Raw genomic sequence first — 22849 nt, forward strand, 5'->3', positions numbered from 1 at the left:
TTCTCCTCCTCTATTGTCTTCTTCTCGCAAATAACTTAATTGGTGTTCCAACAAATCCAAATGCTTCTCTAATTTTATTTTCTAGAAATCGTTCATATGAGAAATGCATGAGTTCTGGATCATTCACAAATACAACAAAGCTAGGTGGTTTTACAGCCACCTGTGTAGTATATAAAACTTTTAATCGTTTCCCTTTTAAAGTTGGTGTAGGATTCATTGCAATTGCGTCCATAATCACATCGTTTAGCACATTTGTCGGGATCCGCTTCGCGTGATTCTCACTAGCCAATTTAATCGCAGGAATAAGCGTATGTAGACGTTTTTTTGTCATTGCGGATAAAAATACAATTGGTGCGTAATCCAAATATTGAAAATGAGCCCGTACGTTTGCTTCAAATTCTTTCATGGATTTTTCGTTTGCCTCAACCGTGTCCCATTTATTAACAACAATTACGATAGCACGTCCCGCCTCATGAGCATAGCCGGCAATTTTTTTGTCCTGTTCTCTGATCCCTGTTTCAGCATCAATTAAAACCAATACAACATCAGATCTTTCAATGGCTTTCAATGCCCGCAAAACACTGTACTTTTCTGTAGTTTCATAAACTTTCCCACGTTTTCGCATACCGGCAGTGTCAATAATTACAAAGTCTTGGTCATCCTTATGGAGCTTCGTATCAATGGCATCTCTCGTCGTACCCTCTATCTCACTAACAATAACCCTTTCTTCATTTACTAACGCGTTTACTAATGACGATTTTCCAACATTTGGTCTTCCAATCAAACTAAAATATATTGTGTCCTCGTCCTCATCGATATCTTCCCTTTCAGGAAAGTAGTCAACAACTGCATCTAATAAATCACCTAATCCCAGACCATGTGAACCAGAGATAGGATAAGGCTCGCCAAATCCAAGCGAATAGTATTCATAAATTGATTCACGCATCTCAGGGTTGTCAATTTTATTTACCGCAAGTACAACTGGTTTATTTGATTTATATAATAATTTAGCTACCTCTTCATCTGCACCAGTTATACCTTCTCGTCCATTTACAAGAAATATAATGACGTCTGCTTCATCAATTGCAATTTCAGCTTGCTGACGCATCTGAACAAGTAGCGGTTCATCTCCCATTTCAATACCACCAGTATCAATGATGTTAAAGGTAGTTGCTAACCATTCAACTTGTGCATAAATTCGATCTCTTGTTACTCCAGGAATATCTTCTACGATGGATATCCTTTCGCCAACTAATCTATTAAAAATAGTTGATTTTCCAACATTTGGTCTTCCTACAATTGCTACAACAGATTTCCTCATGAAAGGAACATCCTTTCTCTTTACGTTCAATTTTAATGTTATACCATTTTTTATTGTCCAAATAAGCGATATTGTCGTATCGATAATTATATATTGCAATCATTGAAATAGTTATTTCTATATTTATCGTCACTGCTCTATGACTTTTGAACAATTTCTATAATAGCAAAAGTAGTACATATTAACAATGAAATTCAAAATCGTTAATGCCTGACGATAATAAATAACTCTTCACTTAGCTCATGGGCAATTCCATCGGTGATTGCTTCTAGATTAGCAGCTGTATCCTCAGCTTCCTTTCTATTCTTACAGATGAAAATAGGAGCACCACCATCAATAGCTGATCTATTCGTAGTAATAACAGCCAAAATCGCCTTTTCAATTTGCATTTATGAATTTCCTCCCTTTTTCACCGAACCTGATTCTGAAGGCATGCGAATTGCATTCTCTAATACTGGTACTGCTCCAATGACCTTAATTGCCTTATCAACCTCACGAATTTGTGGCAAAATGAATACGCCTATTCGACCATCATCTAAATCCCTTTTAATCAAAGGTGTAAGTGCTGGTGTACCGGAATCACGGAAAACGCCAAGGGTTACAGATACATCATGTAATATTGCTTGTCGTTGCCCTAGATTTGCAATTGTCGTAATGACATTCATATTCTTAGGGGTTAAGACAAACCCCATACCATACTTCAATATTTCTTCCTGTCTTTCTGGAAGCCCGATATTCATAATATAAATGTTATCGACATAGAGACCGGCCCCTTCAAAATGGAGTTGATGATGTTTTATGTCGACAATATCCTTTATCGTCGATCCACTCATTAATATTCTGCTTATTATTAAACAAGCAATTGCTGCAATCATTGCATAGTACACGTTCCATACAAGAAAAACAAGTGTGCTTATAAAGGAAGTGATAATAACTAAGTAATTTCTACTTTCGAATGATATAGCTATCCCTTCAATATATGTTTTTCCTCTTGGTACTAATTCAAAACTATCTACTTCGGTTAAGGTATTCCGCTCCATATTTCTTACTTCTCTAAACTGGGTTGCTGCAACAGTTAAAAATGTAACTGCAGTAAATTCCAACTCCATGATTGCCGGAATAGCTACCGACCCTAATGCAGCTGCAATAAAGCCCAATGATACATGAATTACCTTTCCATGAAGATATGTAGGGTATTGACGATAATCGGTACGTAACATTAGTATTCTTGCTACAGTTCCTATGATGACACCAAATAGAATTGGTAACGTATATTCATTCATTCTGACACCTCATGCATGCTTTGATTTATCCCGCATATAACTGGCAGTAATTACCCCTACTTCAAGCAATAGAGTGAAACCAATATTGGTAAAAGGGGATTGAACTGTGAGTAAATGTCCGATGGGTTTAAGGGCCTCTAGGTCATACCCTTGTGGTACTAACAATCAATGGGGATAAACAAAACCCTCACTGATTGAAGTTTTACTTTATGACGAAATAATTTACTTCTTCCTTTTTGTAGTATGTCTAAAATTGTTTTTATTACTATGACAAATAGGAGAATATCAAAAAATTGAATGTCGCCAATTTTTTCTAGAAAACCATATGTGGGATAAAATAATAAGCCGCTGTGCACAATTACCGCTTGCTATTAGCATCATAGCTATTTTCAAATAGTGGTATAGAACAAAAGAGCAACCGTCCGATTAGAATCGTATCGACTGGAGCGAGCCAACGGATATAAAAGAATCACGATGAGCTTGCGGCCGATGATGACCTAGATTAGGGCGATTCGTGAAGTCGCATCGTTTCTATTTCCTAGACTACAAAAAAGGTTCTTTCTAAATTAAAGAAAGAACCTTTTTAAACAGCATCTCTATTTATTTGTATTTATTTAATTTATCACCAATAAAGTCTCCTAGTTGAAATCCAGACTGATCTTCATCCTTTTCATATTGCTTATATTCTTTTGCTTCTTGCTCTTGCTCAAGTTCTCTTATACTTAAAGAAATACGCTCTTCTTTTTCATTAACATCGAGTACTTTCACTTTCACGTTCTGACCAACTTCTAATACTTCCTGTGGTGTTCCGATATGACGGGTAGCAATTTGCGAAATGTGAACAAGCCCTTCTACACCAGATTCTATCTCTACAAATGCTCCAAAATTAACTAATCTTTTAACAACGCCTTCTACAATAGCTCCTCTTGAAATACGTTCCTCAATACCTGACCACGGACCTGGAAGTACCTTTTTACGAGATAGTGAAATACGTTCGCTATCTCTATCAACAGATAATACTTCTACTTTAATTTTATCTCCTTCTTTCACCACTTCCGAAGCATGATCAACATGCTCATGGGCAAGTTGAGATATATGAACAAGACCATCAACGCCACCAATATCAACAAATACACCAAAATTAGTTAAACGCTGTACCGTACCCTCGATTACTTGTCCAGATTCCAGTGATTGAAGTAATGATTTTTTCTTCTCTTCTAGCTCTGCTTCCTCGACAGCGCGATGAGATAAAATAACTCGATTTTGCTCTCGAACTAGATCAACAATTTTTACAGTAAGGGTCTTATCTTTATAATCACTAAAGTCTTCTACGTAGTGTGTTTCGACTAGGGAAGCAGGTATAAATCCACGTAACCCTACGTCTACAACTAAACCACCATTAACAATTTCTTTTACCTCTGTTTCAAAAACTTCATTATTTTCATATTTTTGTTGTAAGTCTTCCCATGCTTTATCTGCATCAATTGCTTTTTTAGATAAAATTACATCCTCTTCATCTATTTTTTTAACCTTTAGTGTTAGCGTGTCTCCTTCAGTTACAACATCGCTAGCTTTTTCAATATGAAGATTAGATAGTTCCCCAATTGGCAATATCCCTTCGGCTTTGTATCCGATATCAACAAGAACCTGTTTTTCATCTACTTTAACAACCGTTCCTGTTAGTGTATCTCCTACATTAACATTTGATACTTCATTTTTTGCTTCACTCATATCCATAGCCCTCCTAAATACAATTCGAAACAGAATAACTTATCTTTATTTTTGTTATTCACGTTTCCGTCATTCACCCTAAAACTAATAGAATAATACCAAAAAAAATCCCTTTTTTATAACTTCTAATAATTATAATTATTTGTCAAGTAAAGTAGTTTTAATTATTTTTTTCAATTAGTATGCTTATTTCTTCCATAATTGCATTGGCAGCTTCTTGTGCAGAAGCCTTTTTGATTCGTAATTCTTCCATTCGAACAGGCTCTCCGTATATAACCTGTAATTTGTGAAACGGTTTATATGTGCCCACAATCGCACAGGGAACAATAACTGCCTTAGATCGTAGGGCAAAAAAACCAGCCCCAGCCAGCGGTTCTCCTAGTTTACCCGTCTTACTTCTCGTCCCCTCTGGAAATAATCCAAGTGTACGCCCTTTAGAAAGTATTCCTAACCCTTTGCGAAGCGCATTGCGATCACTCATACCTCTTCGAACTGGAAAAGCTTGGATGCCTAATAATAATTTCCCTAAAAATGGTTTTTCAAACAATTCCTCTTTCGCCATAAAATGAATATCTCTAGGAGAAGTTATTCCAACAACAGGAGGATCTAGGTTGGAAATGTGATTAGAGCATATTATAACTGGACCTTCCTTTGGCACATTTTCTTTACCAGTAACCTTGATTCGATATAGAGGATAAAATATAAGCGCAACAACAAATTTAGCGAATTTATATAACATGAAAGTTTCCCTCTATTTCGTATGTTTTATTTTTTTGGCTTGCTCGAGTATTTGCTGTGCTACCTCGTTTATGGTAAGTGATGTTGTATCAATTTCAAGAGCATCCTCTGCTTTAACTAAAGGTGATGCTTCCCGTTTAGAATCAATTTGATCTCTTTGCTCAATTTCTTTTTTCAATTCTGCTAAATCAGAAGCTATTCCATTTTTTATATTTTCTTCATGCCTTCTTTTTGCTCTTTCTTCAACAGTAGCTACTAAAAATATTTTAACTTCAGCATCTGGAAGTACATGAGTCCCAATATCGCGACCATCCATAACCACATCTCTTTTAGCGGCCAAGGCTTGCTGACGATTAACCATTTCACTTCGGATCTTCGGATGTTTAGCAACATAAGAAACCGTATTAGTGACTTCAAGTGAACGAATTGCTCCTGTTACATCCTGATTGTCAATAAATACCTTTTGTCCCTCTATGGTTTGCTTTAATTCAATAGTTGTTTTTAGTAGTAGTGCCGTTAGAGCTTCTTCATCGTTTACATCTACTGAATGGTTCATTGCTTGTAATGTTAAAGCGCGATACATTGCTCCCGTGTCTATATAAATACAAGCAAGTTCCTTAGCTACCATTTTTGCTACCGTACTCTTTCCTGCTGCAGCAGGTCCATCAATTGCTATTGTTAATGTATCCTTTTTCATGAAATGACTGTCATTCCTCTCATAACGATAAGTTCTATTAAAATAGGTTGAAAAAACTTGGCTAATGCCAAGTTTAAGAAAACAAACCTATTTATTATAATAACATACCCCACAAATATAGGTCTATTTCAAAACGGGGTTAACATGCTGTTATTATTCTAACGACATTTCTTTTTTTCTAGCCTCTCGCTGTTTTTCAAAACAATAACGGATAATATTTTGTTGCTCACTCGTAGACAGTGTCAAAAATTTTAACGCTGCTATTTTTATACCATGTTTTTTTTCCTGTTGAAAAGAAATAAATTCTACAATCGATCGCACATAATAATACGTACCATTTGAGAAAGGGAGCGTAAGCCAAACCTCCGCCTGACATCCAACTATTTTTATATGTTTTGGAATAATAATAGAAATTCCCCCTGCACTTAAATCAGAAGTAATCGTCGTAAATGGTTGACTGTTACTATCGATCATATGCACCGCTACATCAATTGCTGTATTAACTCTAACAAAGGTTCGTCGTTGAATTCGCTTCATATTTTCGTCAGGTAACGCAATTGCCATAGCAGGCACATTAAGCTTTACTCTTGCTATAATTTCTGAATTAAAGTGATAGATAATATCTTCTTCATCACTATAAGTTACCGATAACAACGTACCTTTTACGAATAATGTCGACTTCTGCGTTTTCATATGAACTGGATAGTCAATAAACAAATAGTTTTCGTTTTTTTCAATTACTTTACATCGGTATTTTTCTTTTTCTGTATTCCCAGCTATGGCTATTTCAATATTCAATACCGTACCAATTTTCATATTAACTCACCCTATTTCACTATAATGAACCTTTATACCTATTATTACAGAAAAATCCGAAAAGAGGAAGACAATTTTGTCCTCCTCCTACATACTACTTGCATAGTTTATTTCCGAACCACTCAATTTCTCTACTCTTTCTTCTTTTCCATCCATAGCATTAATAAATATTCGGTACGTTTCGTTTCCTAATATACCAAGAAATTCATAGGTTAAGACTTCTTCACCAAGATCATTATCAATTACGGCTAGAAATTCTTCCTGGATATCGACATTAGGATTAACCATCTCTTTTGCTTCTTCTTCACTGAGCTCTGGCGTTGGTTTTTCTCTCTCTGTATGGTTCATAAAGTAATCATTTGCTGTTAATCCAAGAATATCACCGTTATCTAACGCCACTTTAACTTCCATCGCATCGGAATAATAACGGACCCCATCTTCACTGTATAGGAAAGAGAATGCACCAATATTATCAAATTGCGTACTTTGAAATACAGTCATATTTTCAAAGTCAAATTGCTCTAAATATTTTTGCGCTTTTTTCATGCCTTGATTCAAGCTAATTTGTTTATCATTTACCGGTCTATCTACCAACAGCGTAATTGGATGTCCGCCTTTTTGCGAGAGATCCATATAGGCATTTTTCTTATCATTACGGTAGGAGATGCTGTAAACTGGGACATCTGCGCCTTTTCCGCTCTTTGTTATATTTATTTTTTCATTATTTTTTACGTTAAATAATGATTTAGCTTTTGCCAATGCTTCATCTTCACTTATTTCTTCTCCAGTTAGAAACTTATACTCATGTTTTTTGACGGAGGTATTTGAGATAGAAGCACCACCATTACCCTCTGAAAATCCTTCTACCGTTTTTTCCACAGTCTTAAACCCATCAATAATCGTGTTATCCATCTGTTCATCTTCATTCGCCATTGCTAACTGAACATCCATCCAGCGTAAATTATTTTTTAAAGCTACATGTTGAACTTGCCTTAATTCGTCTTTAATCTCACCTGACTGCTTGTATAAACTTTCTAATGATTTGGTCTCCTTATCTGACAACGGATCAGTCTCTAAATTCCTAACCGCTGTACGATAGGTAAAGTCGCCAATCTCTGAAAGAAATTCTTCCGTTTTATTAAACGGTAGTAATCCTAGCGGTAATTGACCGACATCAGAGAGTGCCTCTGATGTTATACGCCATATTTCTACGAGCTGTGGCGATAATCGTTGATCTGAATTCATAGCTAATGCAGAGCCAATTTTATCATTCAGTAGATCTACGTGATAGGTGAGCTCATGAAAGGCTCGTTGATACGTATTTTCAGCTTGGATAAGAATTGCGTTTTTTTCCTGATGTTCTTGGTAGCCCCAGAAAGCTGTACCTGCAATCCCAATTGCTAAGACAGCGATTAGTATCCAGCGAAACATAATAAACACCCTTTCTATTTACAAAATATATGTTTTCCTATTTTCTTGATTTGTGGTCGTGACCATATCCACGCCGATGTTGCTGTATCTGGATTAAAATAATACTGTGCATTCCCTGATGGATCCCAGCCGTTTATCGCATCTAGCACTGCTTTCCTTGCAGTTTCATTTGGTGTTAACCAAATTTGTCCATCTGCAACAGCAGTAAAGGCTCGAGGCTCAAAAATTACACCAGAAACATTATTAGGGAAAGTAGGACTTTCAACCCTATTCAAAATTACTGCTGCCACTGCAACTTGTCCGACATATGGTTCCCCTCTTGCTTCACCATAAACAGCATTTGCCATTAATTGAATATCATTTTGTGAATATCCCTGCGGCACATTAACAGCTGTATTGCTATCGGCTTGATTACCACCAGTAGCACCTCCACCAGTATCCTGGTTTTTATCTGTTCCACCATAATGGGTAAAGTCTTTTCCTTGATTAATTTGTTGCTTGACATACGACTCATCATATTCACTGGCTTTTACTAGTTTTGCCTTTGTAGCAGCACCGGCAAGCCCATCAATTTCCATACCAAATTCATATTGAAAATTCCGTAAAGCCCAGTATGTTCCCCAGCCAAAAACACCATCAATTTTCCCATTATAAAAACCTAAATATTGTAACCTAGCTTGCAATTCTATAACGTCATCACCGACTGCACCGTGCTGAATTACTTGTGAACTGAAAGCATGGACAGGTTTATCTGGTTGTGATACTTGTATTCCAATAAATAAAAAACATATAATAAATAATGTAATCGGTCGTTTTTTATTCCTCATCTGTTATCCTCCTGCTATCTCATATTGTCTATCTATTTTTTGACTAAATCATGTTTTTATTCATGAATCGTTCACTTGGACTAATACCGGACTTTGAAGTGCATAAAATTAGGAGAAGCACAAGTAAACGTAGCATAACTGTACTTAAAACGCGTGACGTTTTATAAAGTAGCTGAGCCTTGTATTTAATACAAAGAAATACAGACACATCGAATTCTGATATAATTATAAGAAAAACTGAGCAAAATTCGCTCAGTCCTTATCACTACATGCTCCGATTTACGCTCCCTCTAGTAGCTATTATGGAATAATAGCTACTGCTTGACCACCACTCCGGCTGCCCACTTCCCTTTCCGTGGGGGTTGTCCTTCAGCTAACTTTTTTAGCAAAACCCGCTTAAAAAAGTGGATCTTCAGGTCAAACATTTCCCACAGGAGTTGAAGTGGCCGCCCTTCGCTATCATCAGGCTCTACAACGCTAGCATGAAGTAACACAACTGCTTTTATACTCACGGATAGCGATTTTGACTTTACCCATTGTAAAAAAAGTCAATCTATTACTTATGAGCAAGAATTGTTGCACCTTCGCATAGCGGAGACTAATTACGTAGACTCCTGCGGGATTAGCGCGAGCCGAAAATCCACTTTGCAAACGTGTTCTTCTTTGCAAAGTTAGTTGAGGCCGTGCCCGCGGAAAGCGAAGTAATTAGTCGGAGCATTGCCAATATACATCAAACATTTCAAAATAACTACTTGGCTTAACGCAGTCATTGCACTGATTTTATACTTTCTTAACTTAGAACAAAAGCGCAAGCGCCCGATTCGAAACATAGCGACTAGAACGAGTCAATGGAGATAAAAGAATCAAGGTGCTCTTGCGAGCAGATGATGACTTATCGGTGCGATTCGTGAAGTCTCCTAATTTCTAGGAAACTGGAGCTGAACGCGCTCAGCACGCCCATATTTATCCACGTGGAATAATTTTATATTTTCCTAAACTAAAAAAATCCTCTTTACTTAACGTATAAGAGGATTCTTAGCCTTCTTTTCTATTTTGTACATCGACTGTAGATGCTTTATGATCTGTATCTATTAAAAGATAGTGATTCATTGGTTCATTAGCTAATTTTACTCTGCGTAATCCTATAATCCATAGAATAATCATAAATGGGGCAAGCAAAACTACCCAATTACTAGCGACTTCGACAAGAATATAATTATAGGTGCCGTGCAATAAAAAAGGAAACAAAAATGCGAGTAGTAAATTTTTTGGTTTTTGTAACGGGTAAAGCTTCGCCTTCCCAAAATAATAACCCATAATCACTCCAAATAATGCATGAGAGGAAACTGGAAATAAGGCTCTTGTAAATGCATAGCTTATTCCATTTGTAAACAAATATAATACATTTTCAAGCGTCGCAAAGCCAAGACTGATGGCTACTGCATATACAATTCCATCATAATGAGCATCGAATTCTGAATGATGAAATATAGCATACATGAAAATAAACCATTTAAAGAACTCTTCTAATAAAGAAACAAGAAAAAAAGACTGTAAAAAATTATTAGTAATCAACTCTTCAGATTGAAATACATATTGAATAAACATGATTGGAAACACAAGTAACATACCTAGAACAAAGGTACGAATAATTAATGGCAAGGGTTCGCTATAACGATCCTTTAAATAGAAAAATGACATTAAAGCTAATGCTGGTGCTATTCCAGCAGATAAAATTGAAAACATAGCTTTTAACCTCTTTCACTTCCAATACAATAATCGTATCATTAAGTATAGTGAATGAAAATAGAAAATTATAGCAGGTGATTAAAATGAAGAAAATACTTATCCTCCATACTGGCGGGACCATCTCAATGGTTGAAAATAAAGAGACAGGTGCAGTAAATACAACTAGCCAGCATCCACTAACAGATTTAACCCACCACTTAAAAGCATATGCAAATATCGATGAGCGTATTGAGCTTTCATTACCCTCACCACAAGTAACACCGAAGCATATGTTACAATTAGCCAAAATAACAGAAGAGATGCTACCGTTCTATGATGGTATTGTAATTACACATGGAACAGATACATTGGAGGAGACTGCCTATTTTATTGATCTTTTACTCGATACTGATAAACCAATAATAATAACTGGTGCAATGCGTTCAAGTAATGAAATTGGTTCAGATGCTCTATACAATCTAATTAGTTCAGTTAGAGTTGCTGTATCCGATCAGGCGTCTAACAAGGGCGTGTTAGTAGTTATGAATGATGAAATTCATACGGCTAAAAATGTGACGAAGACTTCAACTAGTAATGTAGCTACCTTCCAAAGCCCACAATATGGGCCGCTTGGAATAATTACTAAAGACTCTATTATTTTTCATCACACCGTCATTAAACGATATGCTTATCCAATTAACCAAATTGAGAAACAGGTTTTTTTATTAAAAGCTTATGCTGGTATGGACGCAACAATCCTTGAGGCTATTCATAAAATAAATCCAGACGGTATTGTAATCGAGGCATTAGGGCAAGGAAATCTTCCAAAAGAAACAATTGTACCAATACAGCAAATGGTCCAGCAACATATACCTGTAATTTTAGTATCTCGATGCTACCAAGGTGTTGTACAGGCTACATACGGATACGATGGCGGCGGAAGACAATTAAAGGATATGGGAGTTATCTTCGCGAATGGCTTGACTGGTCCAAAGGCTAGAATTAAATTACTCATTGCACTAGAAACAACTAAGAATATGGCTGAATTACAATATATCTTTGAAAATGAATTTTAGCTTTCTACAAGTCAGGAACCTACATTGTCGGAACAGAACATAATAACCCAAAGCCGAACGAAGAGGTAGTTACCCCAGAAGTTAGACTTTTCACACTAATTTCTGGGGGCGTACCAATCCATTCGGCTTTTTCTACTCAAAGCTATTTTATGGTAGTCTAGGAAATGATAAAATTTGCCCATGTGGATAAAAGGGGCGTGTTGAGCAGCGTCCTTCAACTTACACACAGTGCCATTATTTTATAATTTCTTTCCTGTTCTTGTTCGTCTATAGAGAGGCGAGCATTGATGTTGTTCCCATCCTCAACTTTTGCTGTGGATTGATTTTGCAATTGCTTCTCCATGGAAACGTCCATTTTCAATAAAGATTTTATTATTATTAAATCCTGCTGCAACTACGCCAGCTATATAAATACCGGGTATATTAGTTTCATAATTTCTTTCATTAAACCTCGGCATCCCTGAATCTTTATCTATTTCTACTCCCATAGAAGTAAGTAAAGAAATATCAGGTCGATATCCTGTCATTGCAAAAACATAATCATTCGGGATAGTTTTAGTTTCCCCATCCACTTCATATACAATCGCTTCCTCAGTTACGTTACAAACCTTACCATTAAAGATCATATTCACTTCTTCTTTTCGAACAAGTGAATCAAATTCTGGCAAAATCCAGGGCTTAATACTCTCCGAATAATTACTACCTCTATATATAACGGTTACTTCTGCACCTGCTTTATGCAATTCAAGTGCTGCATCTACGGCTGAGTTCTTTCCACCGATCACTACTACACGCTTTCTAAAATAAGGATGACCTTCCTTGAAATAATGCATCACCTTATCCAACTCTTCACCTGGAATGCCCATCATATTTGGTTGACCATAATAACCAGTAGCAATTACAACATTATCTGCTTCATACTCTTGTTTTTCGGTTCTCACATGAAATCCATTATTCGTTTTCTTAACGGAGGTTACCTCTTCAAATGTATTTATACGTAATTGCTTACGCTCCGCAACAGAGCGATAATAAGCTAATGCTTGATTGCGGACTGGTTTGTGCTTTTCGGTAATGAAAGCTACATCGCCTATTTCTAGCTTTTCACTTGAGCTAAAAAAGGTTTGATGCGTTGGGAAATTATAGATAGCATTGACGATATTTTCTTTTTCAATTACTAGTGGACGATATCCAAATTTTTGAAGTTCAATAGCACAGGACATACCACAAGGTCCAGCACCTACGATAATAACTTTTTCTTGTTGCATGAATAAAACACTTCCTTCTAACTAGAATTCCACGAGAATATTCACGAATAATGAGAAAAACTCTTACCTTACTTACTTGGATAAGAGTTTTCCGTCATTAATCATCTACTCATGGTTTTCTTTTTTATACCCAGCCGCGGAATCTCGAAGCCTCAGCCATTTTTCGAACACCAATCATATATGCAGCTAAACGCATATCTACTCGTCTCGTCTCAGCTGTATTATAGATAGAGTTAAAAGATTTAACCATAATTTCATGAAGTTTCTTATCAATTTCTTCTTCTGTCCAATAATAACCTTGATTATTTTGAACCCATTCAAAATAAGAAACAGTTACACCACCTGCAGAAGCTAATACATCGGGTACTAACAATATGCCTCGTTCACTCAGTATTCGTGTACCTTCCATTGTGGTAGGTCCATTTGCAGCTTCAACTACAATGCTTGCTTTGATCTTATCAGCATTCTCTCCAGTAATTTGATTTTCAACAGCAGCTGGTACTAGGATATCACAATCAAGCTCTAATAGATCTTTATTTGAAATTGTATTATTAAATAATTTGGTAACCGTTCCAAAACTGTCTCTTCTATCCAGCAGGTAATCAATATCAAGTCCTTCTGGATCATAAAGAGCTCCATATGCATCGGATATACCTACAACTTTCGCACCAGCATCATGCAAAAATTTAGAAAGAAAGCTTCCCGCATTCCCAAATCCTTGAACTACTACTCTTGCTCCCTTAACATCTATTCCTTTTTTCTTTGCAGCTTCGTTAATACAAATTGTAACACCTTTCGCAGTTGCAGATTCCCTACCGTGTGAACCTCCGAGAACAATTGGTTTACCAGTTATAAACCCAGGACTATTAAATTCATCAATACGGCTATATTCATCCATCATCCATGCCATAATCTGAGAATTTGTAAAAACATCTGGAGCAGGAATATCTTTTGTAGGACCTACAATTTGACTGATAGCTCGTACATATCCTCGACTTAATCCTTCTAACTCACGGAAGGACATTTCACGGGGATCACAAATAATTCCACCTTTTCCTCCTCCATATGGTAAGTCTACAATACCTGCTTTTAAACTCATCCATATAGATAATGCCTTCACTTCTTTTTCTGTTACATCCGGGTGGAATCTTACCCCGCCCTTTGTAGGGCCTACTGCATCATTATGCTGTGCACGATACCCAGTAAAAACCTTAATTGACCCATCATCCATACGAACTGGAATTCTTACTGTCATCATTCTGATCGGGTCTTTTAACAACTCAAAAACTTCATCAGGGTAACCCAATTTCTCCAATGCAGTTTTTACAACAGTTCGTGTTGAACTTAATACATCCATTTTCTTATTCGTGTCTTTGGTAGAGTCTGCTGCGTTATCGGCTACCATGAATTTACCTCCTAGAATATCTATAAATATTTAGTAATAGCTGTACTCAGAGATTAGTATACACCTTCACTACAAATATGCAATAAAATCACTTCATTTTTTATAATAATTATCCTCTTGTCGGAATTGACTGATTATTCTTATGCAAAATAAAAGAAAACGCTTTACTTTTTCAAAAAATAATTGCCGAAGCTCTCTATTTTAGCTGTAAATTACTGTAAAAGCTTCGGTATATATTTTTGATCTAATTAAGTAGCACATTAAAGATTAAAAGCACTTTTTTCTTCCACTTCTTTGTGGGTATATTTTCCTTCATATCAATTTATTTAAATTTAGCTCTAATTTGTTCGACCGCATGAGATGGAAAAATTATCTTACCATACTCTTTTAAGCGATGTGACGTTATAATACTTGGATAGGCATATTCTGACATGACAGCTATAATATCTTCACGGTTATGATTCTCTAAATCATCATCTTGAAGTAGCATATAATATGTGCTATCCATATGATAAACTTGGCCGCCTTCTATGGATAGTGCGGACAAATTATTAGAAACATGTATGACATCTTCGAAATCTAAAAATGAGAAAAGTAGCTCTTTACTTTCATCTAACGTAACTTTCATCTCAATGAAATCATCATCCCAATGCAGGGTTTCGATATTTTGAGTTACAATTACATGCATCCCTTGCGCCTGCATTAAATGCACTTGTACCAGTAGCATGCCTTCAAGTTCAAAACCCAGCTCCGAGCTTGCTTCATACATCATATCACTAAATAAATTTCGGACACCTGATGCATCATACCATAAATCCTCTTTCGTAAATCCTCGTTCAATTAAATCATCAAATGTCAAAAAAATTGTAAACTGATTATCGGACACTCGTTCAATACGCATATAGCATCCTCCTTTATGAGCTGTATTTTCATTTACAAACATAACTCCATGCTATTTATAACATACGTTACTAAGCTGCACAATACAATATAATCATTCTATTGTAGTTCTTTTATACACTATATGCTAATGGAGTTATTCTTGAACTTGACAACGTCACTTTTACGTTAATTTTTCAAATGTAATCACATGACATTGAGAATTGGTTCCTAATCGAAAAGGTAATGATGAATAACCATATCCTTCACTAATTAATATCTTCGTATTTTTATATTTATCTAAGCCTCCGCGTTCATATGGTCCAACTCCCATTATTCGAATTTGTCCTCCATGTGTATGCCCCGCTAACGCAATATCAATTGATTGTAACTCTTGATCAGATAAGAGGTAGAAGGCCTCAGGATCATGGGTGAGTAGAATCATAAAGCTTCCCTGCGCGCCCTGCATCGCCAAATCTAATCTCGGCTCTCCATATGTAAAACAATCTAGTCCAAGTATGCTAATTGTTCGATTACCCCGAATTATGGTATCATTCGAATTCGTTAAAATGATTACATTTTCTTGTCTAAGCATTCGTTCTAATCGATCTGGTTGTGCTTCATAATCGTTATTTCCCCAAATGAAATAAATAGGTTGTTGCCATTTTTTTAAACGCCTAATATTTTTTATTGTTCGCTGCAATGGTACAAATTTTTCTGTAATGTCTCCACCAATAATGATAATATCAATAGGTTCTTTTATTTTCTCAATCGTTTTTTTATTTATTCTTCGACGATGAATGTCAGATATAAAAAAGATACGAAAATTAGTGAATTGGTCTGGAATTTGCTTATCTGTTACATGGTGATACAGCAATCTATCGTGATGTGCTAAAAAGATCATTCTAAAAACAAGAACCAAACCCGCACAAATAATTATCCCAAGAATAGCCAATCTCTCATACCCCTTTACGTTTACCGTTAGCTAAAAAATCAACCTGTTTTATCCCGCATATAACTGGCAGTAAGCCCCCTCTTCAAACATTTAAGTGAAACCAAGGATGGGTTAGTGAGGGTTCAACTGCCAGTAAATGTCCGATTGGTTCTACTTACCATCCGTGGAAAATACAAAATCCCACGGATGGAAGTTTCACTTTACCCCGCATATAACTGGCTGTAAGCCCCTCTTCAAACATTTAAGTGAAACCAAGGATGGGTTAGTGAGGGGGCAACTGCCAGTAAATGTCCGATTGGTTCTACTTACCATCCGTGGAAAATACAAAATCCCACGGATGGAAGTTTCACTTTATCCCGCATATAACTGGCTGTAAGCCCCCTCTTCAAACATTTAAGTGAAACCAAGGATGGGTTATGAGGAGGCAACTGCCAGTAAATGTCCGATTGGTTCTACTTACCATCCGTAGGGAAAAATAAAACCCCACGGATGGAAGTTTCACTTTATCCCGCATATAACTGGCAGTAAGATCCCTCTTCAAACATTTAAGTGAAACCAAGGATGGGTTAGTGAGGGGGCAACTGCCAGTAAATGTCCGATTGGTTCTACTTACCATCCGTGGAAAATACAAAATCCCACGGATGGAAGTTTCACTTTCTTAGTTAATGGTGCTATCCATGACATTATTCATGAGCTGTGGTATATCTCCCCCAAATAGATAGTATACCCCAATTAGGATTATGATTAATAGGAATATAATTAAAATAAATCGTCTGAATGGTAAACTTATTTTTATATGTGTATGCTGCTTTTTATTTCCGTGAACTTCTTTGCGGGGAGGTAAATTAAGGATATCTACTTCCCTTTGTTCAAGCTGTACTTCTTCTGATTCTATAGATTTATTCATTTCAGGATCTTTAATACTTTCTACTTCATTTAATAATTTCCTTAATTCTTCCGCCTGATCTTCTTGTTTGCTTAATTGCTGGCTCATTGTTTCCACACCTCACTTTTAAAACGTATAAATAACCCCAGTAAACTATCTATTAGAAAATGAGTAACAATGGTTACTATTAAATTTTCGGTTACATAGAACAGATACCCAAGATAAAAGCTAACAATGACTACGGAGATAAGAAGTACAGGTTTTTTTAGGTATCTAATGTGAACGACTGCAAAAATAATGCTTGCACTTATGTAACCAAAGGTGGTTTGCAGCAAACCGCGAAAAAGCAATTCCTCCGCTATAGCTACTAGCAATGCTATAAAAAAAATAAAGAAAATGGGCTGCTTATGGAATAGTTTGTAATTAATACCACCATCATCATAATACGTTGTAGGAAGGATGACGATTAGTATAATTTCAATTCCAGCAATTAATAAACCAGATAATACCCCATAAAAAACGATTTCTGAAAAATCCCAGCTAAATAATTCACGCCATTGCTCTTCAATAGGATCGAATACGAAGACACTTCCAATAAAAGCAATAAGAAGTAATAGAAGCTGCGATATAACTAGGTGCTTCCGTAACGATTTATCTTCCATCTGTAATATCAATTGTTCACGTTGTTTCATGTATATCTCCATGTAAAAGCTTTTCCTGTAATTTTTCTCTCCATGTTTTTGGTTCTGTACGTTTGATTGTCGTCTGTACCGGATTCCATTCATCCCAAGAAAATCCACAATTGCTACAACATAGAGAAGTCGGGGTTGCATAAGATGTCTGGAACTCTTGGTATAAATGCTTGCGAAAACACGCTTTTTGCTGAATCCAATGAATCATTTTTGTTAGCTTCTGTTCTTTTAAATGTGTACGACTGTTACGATGTTCAATTATTTTGTGCAAAGCACGCTGCCAATTACGTTGATCATAAAAAATACGATTTTTTTTAATAATACCATGTTTTTCTAATTGATACTGCATAAATCGCCACTGTACTTCATTCATTTGAAAAATCCCCGCTCGTTCGTCCATCTGTTCTGGTAAGCTTTGATTTGATGAAAATAACGTGAATAGTCGTTTAAATACAGAAGTGATATCGGATTCCAATGGCAATTCTTTCTTTATTATATTCTTCGGCAAGTGAATGTCTTTTATGGAGAATAATAGTAAACTTATACTTTGCTCACCATCTCTCCCTGCTCTTCCCACCTCTTGAATGAATGCTTCCATTTGTGGAGGCATGTGGTAATGAATAACCAAACGTATGTTAGACTTGTTTATCCCCATTCCAAATGCACTAGTGCAGCAAACAATATCTAATTGATTGTTCATAAATTGCTGTTGAATGGTAACTCGATCATGCTGTTCCATTCCACCATGATAAACAGCTATTTGATAGGAAAGCTTATTAGATAGCTCATGTGCTACGTCTTCAGCCACTCTTCTACTGGAAAAGTAGATTAGTGTTGGAACTCGGTATCTCTTGAATAAACGAGCCATCGTATCTAGTTTTTCGCTATCATCATTTACATGCTGGATATAAAACGCAATATTGTCTCGATCCATGTCATGAACATGTTTAATCGTTCCTTTTCTACCTAATGCTTCAATAATATCTTCTTGCACTTTTGGTGTGGCGGTAGCACTCAAAGCTAATACTGGTGGATTTCCATAACTTTCTATACTCTGACTTAACTTTAAGTAATCTGGTCTAAATTCATGTCCCCATTGCGATATACAATGCGCTTCATCGATAACAAATAAGCTGATTTGCAGCTGACGAAGCTTCCTTTGTAGCTTATCCTGTTGCAATAGTTCAGGAGATAGGTAAATTAATTTATATGTATGTAGTTGATTCCATACAGTATACCGTTCAGACCTATTCATAAAACTGTTAATAGCAACTACCTGCTTAAAATTCATAGCCTTTAGATGTTTTACTTGATCAATCATTAAAGATATGAGAGGTGACACTACAATTGTTACTCCATCCAGCAGTTTAGCTGGAAGCTGATAGCAGATCGATTTGCCAGAACCAGTTGGTAATATGCCTAATACATTCTCCCCCCGCATAACATCTTCAATTATTTCACGTTGTCCTTTACGAAAAGCATCATATCCAAAGTGCTTCTTCAACTCATGTCTTAAATTTAATTGATTTTCTACATTATTCACCTATTTTCACTCCATGGTTTAAAACTGCTAATACTAATCGAATTTGAAAATAATCGATACGATTAGGAACATGTTCTTTAATTACACTTAATTTATACGAATTAGTTTCAACATGAGCATTAATAATTTCTTGTTGATCTGCTTGGGATACGTACTTTTCTATAGGGAAATGAACGTCGTACAAGGCAATTTCCACAATATGATCCTGAATCGTATTTATTTTAAGATTTCTGATACGTGCTATCCTCTGCACCGGCATTCCGTTTTTCAGTAATTGATAAGTAGCTTGAGCTGTCTTTGTTAATGATGTATTCGCTGATAAATCATCTGCTATACTGGCCAGATAAGGGAAACAATCTTTTTCTCTTTCAACGGTTTCCAATATATAGTGTAAGTAAGCTGTAATTTGGAGCTGTATCTCATCTTTTTGTACACCATACTGCTGTGCTAATTGATAAACACTTTTGCCAAAGTTCTTATACCCTGTTAACCGATCAACAAACATTTCGGCAACAATATCAGGAAATCGGCTAAGCAACATTTCTAATTCCTCATAGAAATGTAGTAAGACCTTTGATCGTGTTGGCTTTATTTTTATATAGTACCACTTCACCCATACTTCCACTTCCTTATTTTCAATTACAGGGATAAAGTTAAAATTGCTCATCCTACTATTTATCAATGTTTGGAGTAATAATCGTAACCTATCGAAATAAATTTTTTCTAACCTGGCAAAGCGAAAACCGTTCAATAATTTTAACGTTGAGCTTTCTCCCACCTCGTTTAATCGCCTGCTTCCTACAGGAGTCAGTTTATATATTTGTTTTTCTTCATTACATATCCTTAAACAGTCTTCCTTTATTAAATAACGTATTTGTTTTTGGAAAACCGCTTTATCCAAACTGGGATAAACACCATAAAAACTTTTTAATTGGTACATGTGAATATCTTGTACAGTCTGAATCGATTTTTTACCTGTTATAATGTGAAAGATAGCTGATATGGATCGCTCTTTGTTTAAATATGAGGTGCTCGTCAAAATGATCCCATCTAGTATCATTTTTATCCCCCCTTTTTCAATCGATTCTTCGAACGATAACATTATAGGTAATGACACTATTTATTTTCCAGTTTACACTATTGCAGGAGAAAGATAGCATACTTCAAAGAGCTAGGAGATATAAATCATTGCAAAAGTAGATAGAGAAAATATACTGCTTGTGGTACAGTAGTCACCTGTGACTATGATTATGATAAGGTAAGTATCCCTTATGTTGGACATGGCGAGAATCGTGGCATTCTTCCATTACAAGCATCATCTATTAGATATTTACTAAGCTACATCTCACCTATCCAACCGTTTCGTAACTTCTGTTTACAGAAACTCTTTACAGTAGATAGACTATACATATAGTTTACAACAACCCAAACCATAGAAAAAGGGCTGTCCCAAAAGTCATGAAATAGGAGGTAATCCAAATAAATGCAAATAAAGAAGAAAACCGACCTGTTAAAATTATCACGATCGGTTTTTAAGATTTAAGACAGTGTCTTTATTTTTTTATTGGATTTGCGGCAACAGGTACCGGAATTGGCTTTGTTAAATCATATTCCCCTACACGTTCTATAGAAGCATTTTCAAATTGCACTTCCACATATCCATAGCTCTTGGCTGTCATTAATATTGATTCAATCATCGTTATTCCTTCTTCATTATTTGTCAAGCTAGAGTCATTTCTAAACTCCAACCGTAAAGACTGATCATTTGAATGGATCGAGAATTGCATATCTTTAGGAATCGTTCGCTCAACATGATACGATTCTTCACTTGTTTTTAGCTTATTAATCGCATCAATAATTGTTTCATGTTCCTCATTCGGTACTTGTATAAGCCTTTTTTGTGCTGCTTGATCGTATAATTTATAACTAAACGTTTTCGTTTCTTTTATCGACATTTCCTTCACTCGGCCCATCTCACCAAAGTCCACGTTATCTAAATTCCCAGTAAATTTAACCCTTTCTATTTGGTAGGGCTGAAACATTACAGCTAACATTCTCTGGAACATTCCAGCAGTAGCTGTACCATTACCAAGTGAAAAGCCATTCGGTAAATTTAAGCTAACTTGATTATTCTCCTCATCAAATTGGTACTTGATATCCCGGAATAAATAGATGTCGTTGTCTTGATTAGTGGTTGCTATCAACTGATCCAATTGATTATAAGCCTCATTTACACTTGAGTCAGGAACAATGAAGGTTAGAGGAATGATATACTGCATTTGTTTTTCTGCGACAGCTGCATATACGAGTTGATCTGAAGATTCCGTTTCATTAACAACTAACGAGCTATTCACAGTTGAACTATCTTGTTTCTCCAATATATTTCCTTGACCAGCCATGCCTTGCTCCTCTCCTTCTAAGCCTAAACCACTTTCCTCTTTGCTTTCCTGATTAAATTGCTTTACATCGTTAACAGATTTATCACTCATCTCTTGCTGGTTCCTATCCATGATCGACGGAGCTATCATGAAAAACAGGATAGCTACTGCTGTAACAAGGCCAAGTACTGGAAAAATTTTATGTGACTTTTTAGTATGTTGCGCAGAGGAAATACGTTGATAAATCTCTTCTTTAGATCGTTTATCTTCAATTTTAGGTAATTGGTTAAGTTGTTCAATTAAGTGTTTATCCCGATCATCATTGTGATTCATCTACGTTCTCCTCCTTCATCTTGATTTTCTATATATGTACGCAATGCCTTTAAAGCACGATGCTGGGTTGTTTTCACTTTACTTTCACTAAAATTTAATATTTCCGCCGTTTCCTTTATAGAAAATGACTGCATGTATCGTAAAATAATGACACTCTTTTGATCAATTGTACATTGATCTAAACAGTTGTAAATTTGTTTCAGTTCCTCACTCTGAATCGCTACTTCATCAGGCAATGGATGAACATCCTCGATTTTTTCTCCTTTTGTTGTCCAATCAAAAAACGTAAGTATTCGTTTTCTTTTTCTGTTTTGCGACCGAAAATAGTCAATGGTTACATGTCTCGCAATAGAAAATAACCAAGTTCTAACACTACTATCACCTTTAAAATGATGGTGTGATTTTAGTACTTTAATATATACTTCCTGAACGAGATCTTCAGTTGTCAACCTATCCTTTACCATATAAAAAACAAACTGATATAAATCTTTATGATACTTTTCATACAATTCCTCAAAAACGATCTCCATTAAGATCCCCCGTTCACCTTCAATAGTCGCTTAAACCAATAAAAAGGTTACATTCAATTATCTATAACTATAAATTGACAGGAGCATATGTGCAAGGATACACGACATAATTTTAAAGAGAACAAAAGCACAGGCGCCAGATGAGAAACGTAGCGACTGGAGCGAGTCAACGGAGATAAAGGAATCACGGTGTGCTGGCGAGTCGATGATGACTTAGATTAGGGTGATTCGTGAAGTCACCTAGCTTCTGGGCGCTGGAGCTGGACGCGGCTCAACACGCCCATCTTTATCCACTTGGGCTAATTTTATAATTTACGAGTCTATAAAAAAATACT

Annotated in this window: 22 protein-coding genes; 1 reads left to right on the forward strand and 21 read right to left on the reverse strand. The window is 36.0% G+C overall.

Going from position 1 to position 22849, the window contains the following annotated elements; translation table 11 throughout:
• Nucleotides 1-10 precede the first annotated feature (10 nt).
• The 11 genes from der to prsW form a co-directional block, all read right to left on the reverse strand.
• Nucleotides 11-1321, reverse strand: a complete 1311-nt coding sequence (gene der, locus RVS70_RS04160) for a ribosome biogenesis GTPase Der (protein WP_026681026.1) — start codon at nt 1319-1321, stop codon at nt 11-13.
• Between the two features lie 203 nt (nt 1322-1524).
• The gene (locus tag RVS70_RS04165; RefSeq protein WP_026681027.1) at nt 1525-1710 is read right to left on the reverse strand and encodes a capping complex subunit for YIEGIA; all 186 of its coding nucleotides are present in this window, start codon (nt 1708-1710) and stop codon (nt 1525-1527) included.
• Nucleotides 1711-2604, reverse strand: a complete 894-nt coding sequence (locus RVS70_RS04170) for a YIEGIA family protein (protein ID WP_026681028.1) — start codon at nt 2602-2604, stop codon at nt 1711-1713. It abuts the gene before it with no gap.
• A gap of 600 nt (nt 2605-3204) precedes the next feature.
• Nucleotides 3205-4335: a 30S ribosomal protein S1 gene (rpsA, locus tag RVS70_RS04175; RefSeq protein ID WP_026681029.1), complete on the reverse strand. Its 1131-nt coding sequence runs from the start codon at nt 4333-4335 to the stop codon at nt 3205-3207.
• Between the two features lie 160 nt (nt 4336-4495).
• Nucleotides 4496-5074, reverse strand: coding sequence for a lysophospholipid acyltransferase family protein (locus RVS70_RS04180; RefSeq protein WP_026681030.1), 579 nt, complete (start codon nt 5072-5074; stop codon nt 4496-4498).
• A 12-nt stretch (nt 5075-5086) separates the two neighbouring features.
• Complete coding sequence (cmk, locus tag RVS70_RS04185; protein WP_121605086.1) at nt 5087-5770, reverse strand: (d)CMP kinase; 684 nt, start codon at nt 5768-5770, stop codon at nt 5087-5089.
• Between the two features lie 153 nt (nt 5771-5923).
• Nucleotides 5924-6586: a flagellar brake protein gene (locus RVS70_RS04190; protein WP_026681032.1), complete on the reverse strand. Its 663-nt coding sequence runs from the start codon at nt 6584-6586 to the stop codon at nt 5924-5926.
• A gap of 87 nt (nt 6587-6673) precedes the next feature.
• Nucleotides 6674-8017, reverse strand: a complete 1344-nt coding sequence (ypeB, locus tag RVS70_RS04195; protein WP_321132553.1) for a germination protein YpeB — start codon at nt 8015-8017, stop codon at nt 6674-6676.
• Between the two features lie 14 nt (nt 8018-8031).
• Nucleotides 8032-8844, reverse strand: coding sequence for a spore cortex-lytic enzyme (gene sleB, locus RVS70_RS04200; protein ID WP_026681034.1), 813 nt, complete (start codon nt 8842-8844; stop codon nt 8032-8034).
• A 314-nt stretch (nt 8845-9158) separates the two neighbouring features.
• Entirely contained in the window at nt 9159-9356 is a 198-nt protein-coding gene (locus RVS70_RS04205; RefSeq protein ID WP_321132554.1) for a hypothetical protein, read from the reverse strand.
• A gap of 523 nt (nt 9357-9879) precedes the next feature.
• The gene (gene prsW, locus RVS70_RS04210; RefSeq protein WP_051388308.1) at nt 9880-10590 is read right to left on the reverse strand and encodes a glutamic-type intramembrane protease PrsW; all 711 of its coding nucleotides are present in this window, start codon (nt 10588-10590) and stop codon (nt 9880-9882) included.
• A gap of 86 nt (nt 10591-10676) precedes the next feature.
• On the opposite strand from prsW, the gene RVS70_RS04215 reads away from it, so the two are divergent.
• The gene (locus RVS70_RS04215) at nt 10677-11648 is read left to right on the forward strand and encodes an asparaginase (protein ID WP_026681035.1); all 972 of its coding nucleotides are present in this window, start codon (nt 10677-10679) and stop codon (nt 11646-11648) included.
• Between the two features lie 302 nt (nt 11649-11950).
• Here RVS70_RS04215 and RVS70_RS04220 read toward each other — a convergent pair whose 3' ends face one another.
• The 10 genes from RVS70_RS04220 to sigX form a co-directional block, all read right to left on the reverse strand.
• Complete coding sequence (locus tag RVS70_RS04220) at nt 11951-12913, reverse strand: YpdA family putative bacillithiol disulfide reductase (RefSeq protein ID WP_026681036.1); 963 nt, start codon at nt 12911-12913, stop codon at nt 11951-11953.
• Nucleotides 12914-13037: 124 nt separating this feature from the next.
• Nucleotides 13038-14270: a Glu/Leu/Phe/Val family dehydrogenase gene (locus tag RVS70_RS04225; protein ID WP_371414014.1), complete on the reverse strand. Its 1233-nt coding sequence runs from the start codon at nt 14268-14270 to the stop codon at nt 13038-13040.
• A gap of 370 nt (nt 14271-14640) precedes the next feature.
• Entirely contained in the window at nt 14641-15219 is a 579-nt protein-coding gene (locus RVS70_RS04230) for a genetic competence negative regulator (RefSeq protein WP_026681038.1), read from the reverse strand.
• A gap of 162 nt (nt 15220-15381) precedes the next feature.
• On the reverse strand, nt 15382-16152 hold the full coding sequence (locus tag RVS70_RS04235) for a metallophosphoesterase (RefSeq protein ID WP_034678942.1): 771 nt from the start codon (nt 16150-16152) through the stop codon (nt 15382-15384).
• Nucleotides 16153-16810: 658 nt separating this feature from the next.
• Nucleotides 16811-17146: a hypothetical protein gene (locus tag RVS70_RS04240; protein ID WP_026681040.1), complete on the reverse strand. Its 336-nt coding sequence runs from the start codon at nt 17144-17146 to the stop codon at nt 16811-16813.
• A complete protein-coding gene (locus tag RVS70_RS04245; RefSeq protein WP_026681041.1) occupies nt 17143-17730 on the reverse strand; it encodes a CPBP family intramembrane glutamic endopeptidase in 588 nt (195 codons plus the stop codon). Before RVS70_RS04245 ends, RVS70_RS04240 begins: the two co-directional genes overlap by 4 nt.
• On the reverse strand, nt 17717-19273 hold the full coding sequence (locus RVS70_RS04250) for a RecQ family ATP-dependent DNA helicase (RefSeq protein WP_026681042.1): 1557 nt from the start codon (nt 19271-19273) through the stop codon (nt 17717-17719). Before RVS70_RS04250 ends, RVS70_RS04245 begins: the two co-directional genes overlap by 14 nt.
• Nucleotides 19266-20333 (reverse strand): helix-turn-helix domain-containing protein, encoded by a 1068-nt coding sequence (locus RVS70_RS04255; RefSeq protein ID WP_205388519.1) that lies wholly within the window; start codon nt 20331-20333, stop codon nt 19266-19268. Before RVS70_RS04255 ends, RVS70_RS04250 begins: the two co-directional genes overlap by 8 nt.
• A gap of 493 nt (nt 20334-20826) precedes the next feature.
• Complete coding sequence (locus RVS70_RS04260) at nt 20827-21984, reverse strand: hypothetical protein (RefSeq protein ID WP_121605083.1); 1158 nt, start codon at nt 21982-21984, stop codon at nt 20827-20829.
• Nucleotides 21981-22514 (reverse strand): RNA polymerase sigma factor SigX, encoded by a 534-nt coding sequence (sigX, locus tag RVS70_RS04265; RefSeq protein WP_026681045.1) that lies wholly within the window; start codon nt 22512-22514, stop codon nt 21981-21983. Before sigX ends, RVS70_RS04260 begins: the two co-directional genes overlap by 4 nt.
• Between the last annotated feature and the right edge of the window lie 335 nt (nt 22515-22849).

Origin of the sequence: Virgibacillus sp. M23, assembly GCF_034190895.1 — a bacterium.
Taxonomy (GTDB): domain Bacteria; phylum Bacillota; class Bacilli; order Bacillales; family Amphibacillaceae; genus Virgibacillus; species Virgibacillus salarius.

Coding starts and splice junctions, on each gene's coding strand:
- RVS70_RS04225 (WP_371414014.1), bottom strand. CDS start 14,270: ATGGATGTATTAAGTTCAACACGAACTGTTGTAAAAACTGCATTGGAG.
- RVS70_RS04240 (WP_026681040.1), bottom strand. CDS start 17,146: ATGAGCCAGCAATTAAGCAAACAAGAAGATCAGGCGGAAGAATTAAGG.
- ypeB (WP_321132553.1), bottom strand. CDS start 8,017: ATGTTTCGCTGGATACTAATCGCTGTCTTAGCAATTGGGATTGCAGGT.
- RVS70_RS04255 (WP_205388519.1), bottom strand. CDS start 20,333: ATGATACTAGATGGGATCATTTTGACGAGCACCTCATATTTAAACAAA.
- cmk (WP_121605086.1), bottom strand. CDS start 5,770: ATGAAAAAGGATACATTAACAATAGCAATTGATGGACCTGCTGCAGCA.
- der (WP_026681026.1), bottom strand. CDS start 1,321: ATGAGGAAATCTGTTGTAGCAATTGTAGGAAGACCAAATGTTGGAAAA.
- prsW (WP_051388308.1), bottom strand. CDS start 10,590: ATGTTTTCAATTTTATCTGCTGGAATAGCACCAGCATTAGCTTTAATG.
- rpsA (WP_026681029.1), bottom strand. CDS start 4,335: ATGAGTGAAGCAAAAAATGAAGTATCAAATGTTAATGTAGGAGATACA.
- sleB (WP_026681034.1), bottom strand. CDS start 8,844: ATGAGGAATAAAAAACGACCGATTACATTATTTATTATATGTTTTTTA.
- RVS70_RS04190 (WP_026681032.1), bottom strand. CDS start 6,586: ATGAAAATTGGTACGGTATTGAATATTGAAATAGCCATAGCTGGGAAT.
- RVS70_RS04215 (WP_026681035.1), top strand. CDS start 10,677: ATGAAGAAAATACTTATCCTCCATACTGGCGGGACCATCTCAATGGTT.
- RVS70_RS04170 (WP_026681028.1), bottom strand. CDS start 2,604: ATGAATGAATATACGTTACCAATTCTATTTGGTGTCATCATAGGAACT.
- RVS70_RS04260 (WP_121605083.1), bottom strand. CDS start 21,984: ATGAATCACAATGATGATCGGGATAAACACTTAATTGAACAACTTAAC.
- RVS70_RS04230 (WP_026681038.1), bottom strand. CDS start 15,219: ATGCGTATTGAACGAGTGTCCGATAATCAGTTTACAATTTTTTTGACA.
- RVS70_RS04245 (WP_026681041.1), bottom strand. CDS start 17,730: ATGAAACAACGTGAACAATTGATATTACAGATGGAAGATAAATCGTTA.
- RVS70_RS04180 (WP_026681030.1), bottom strand. CDS start 5,074: ATGTTATATAAATTCGCTAAATTTGTTGTTGCGCTTATATTTTATCCT.
- RVS70_RS04165 (WP_026681027.1), bottom strand. CDS start 1,710: ATGCAAATTGAAAAGGCGATTTTGGCTGTTATTACTACGAATAGATCA.
- RVS70_RS04220 (WP_026681036.1), bottom strand. CDS start 12,913: ATGCAACAAGAAAAAGTTATTATCGTAGGTGCTGGACCTTGTGGTATG.
- sigX (WP_026681045.1), bottom strand. CDS start 22,514: ATGGAGATCGTTTTTGAGGAATTGTATGAAAAGTATCATAAAGATTTA.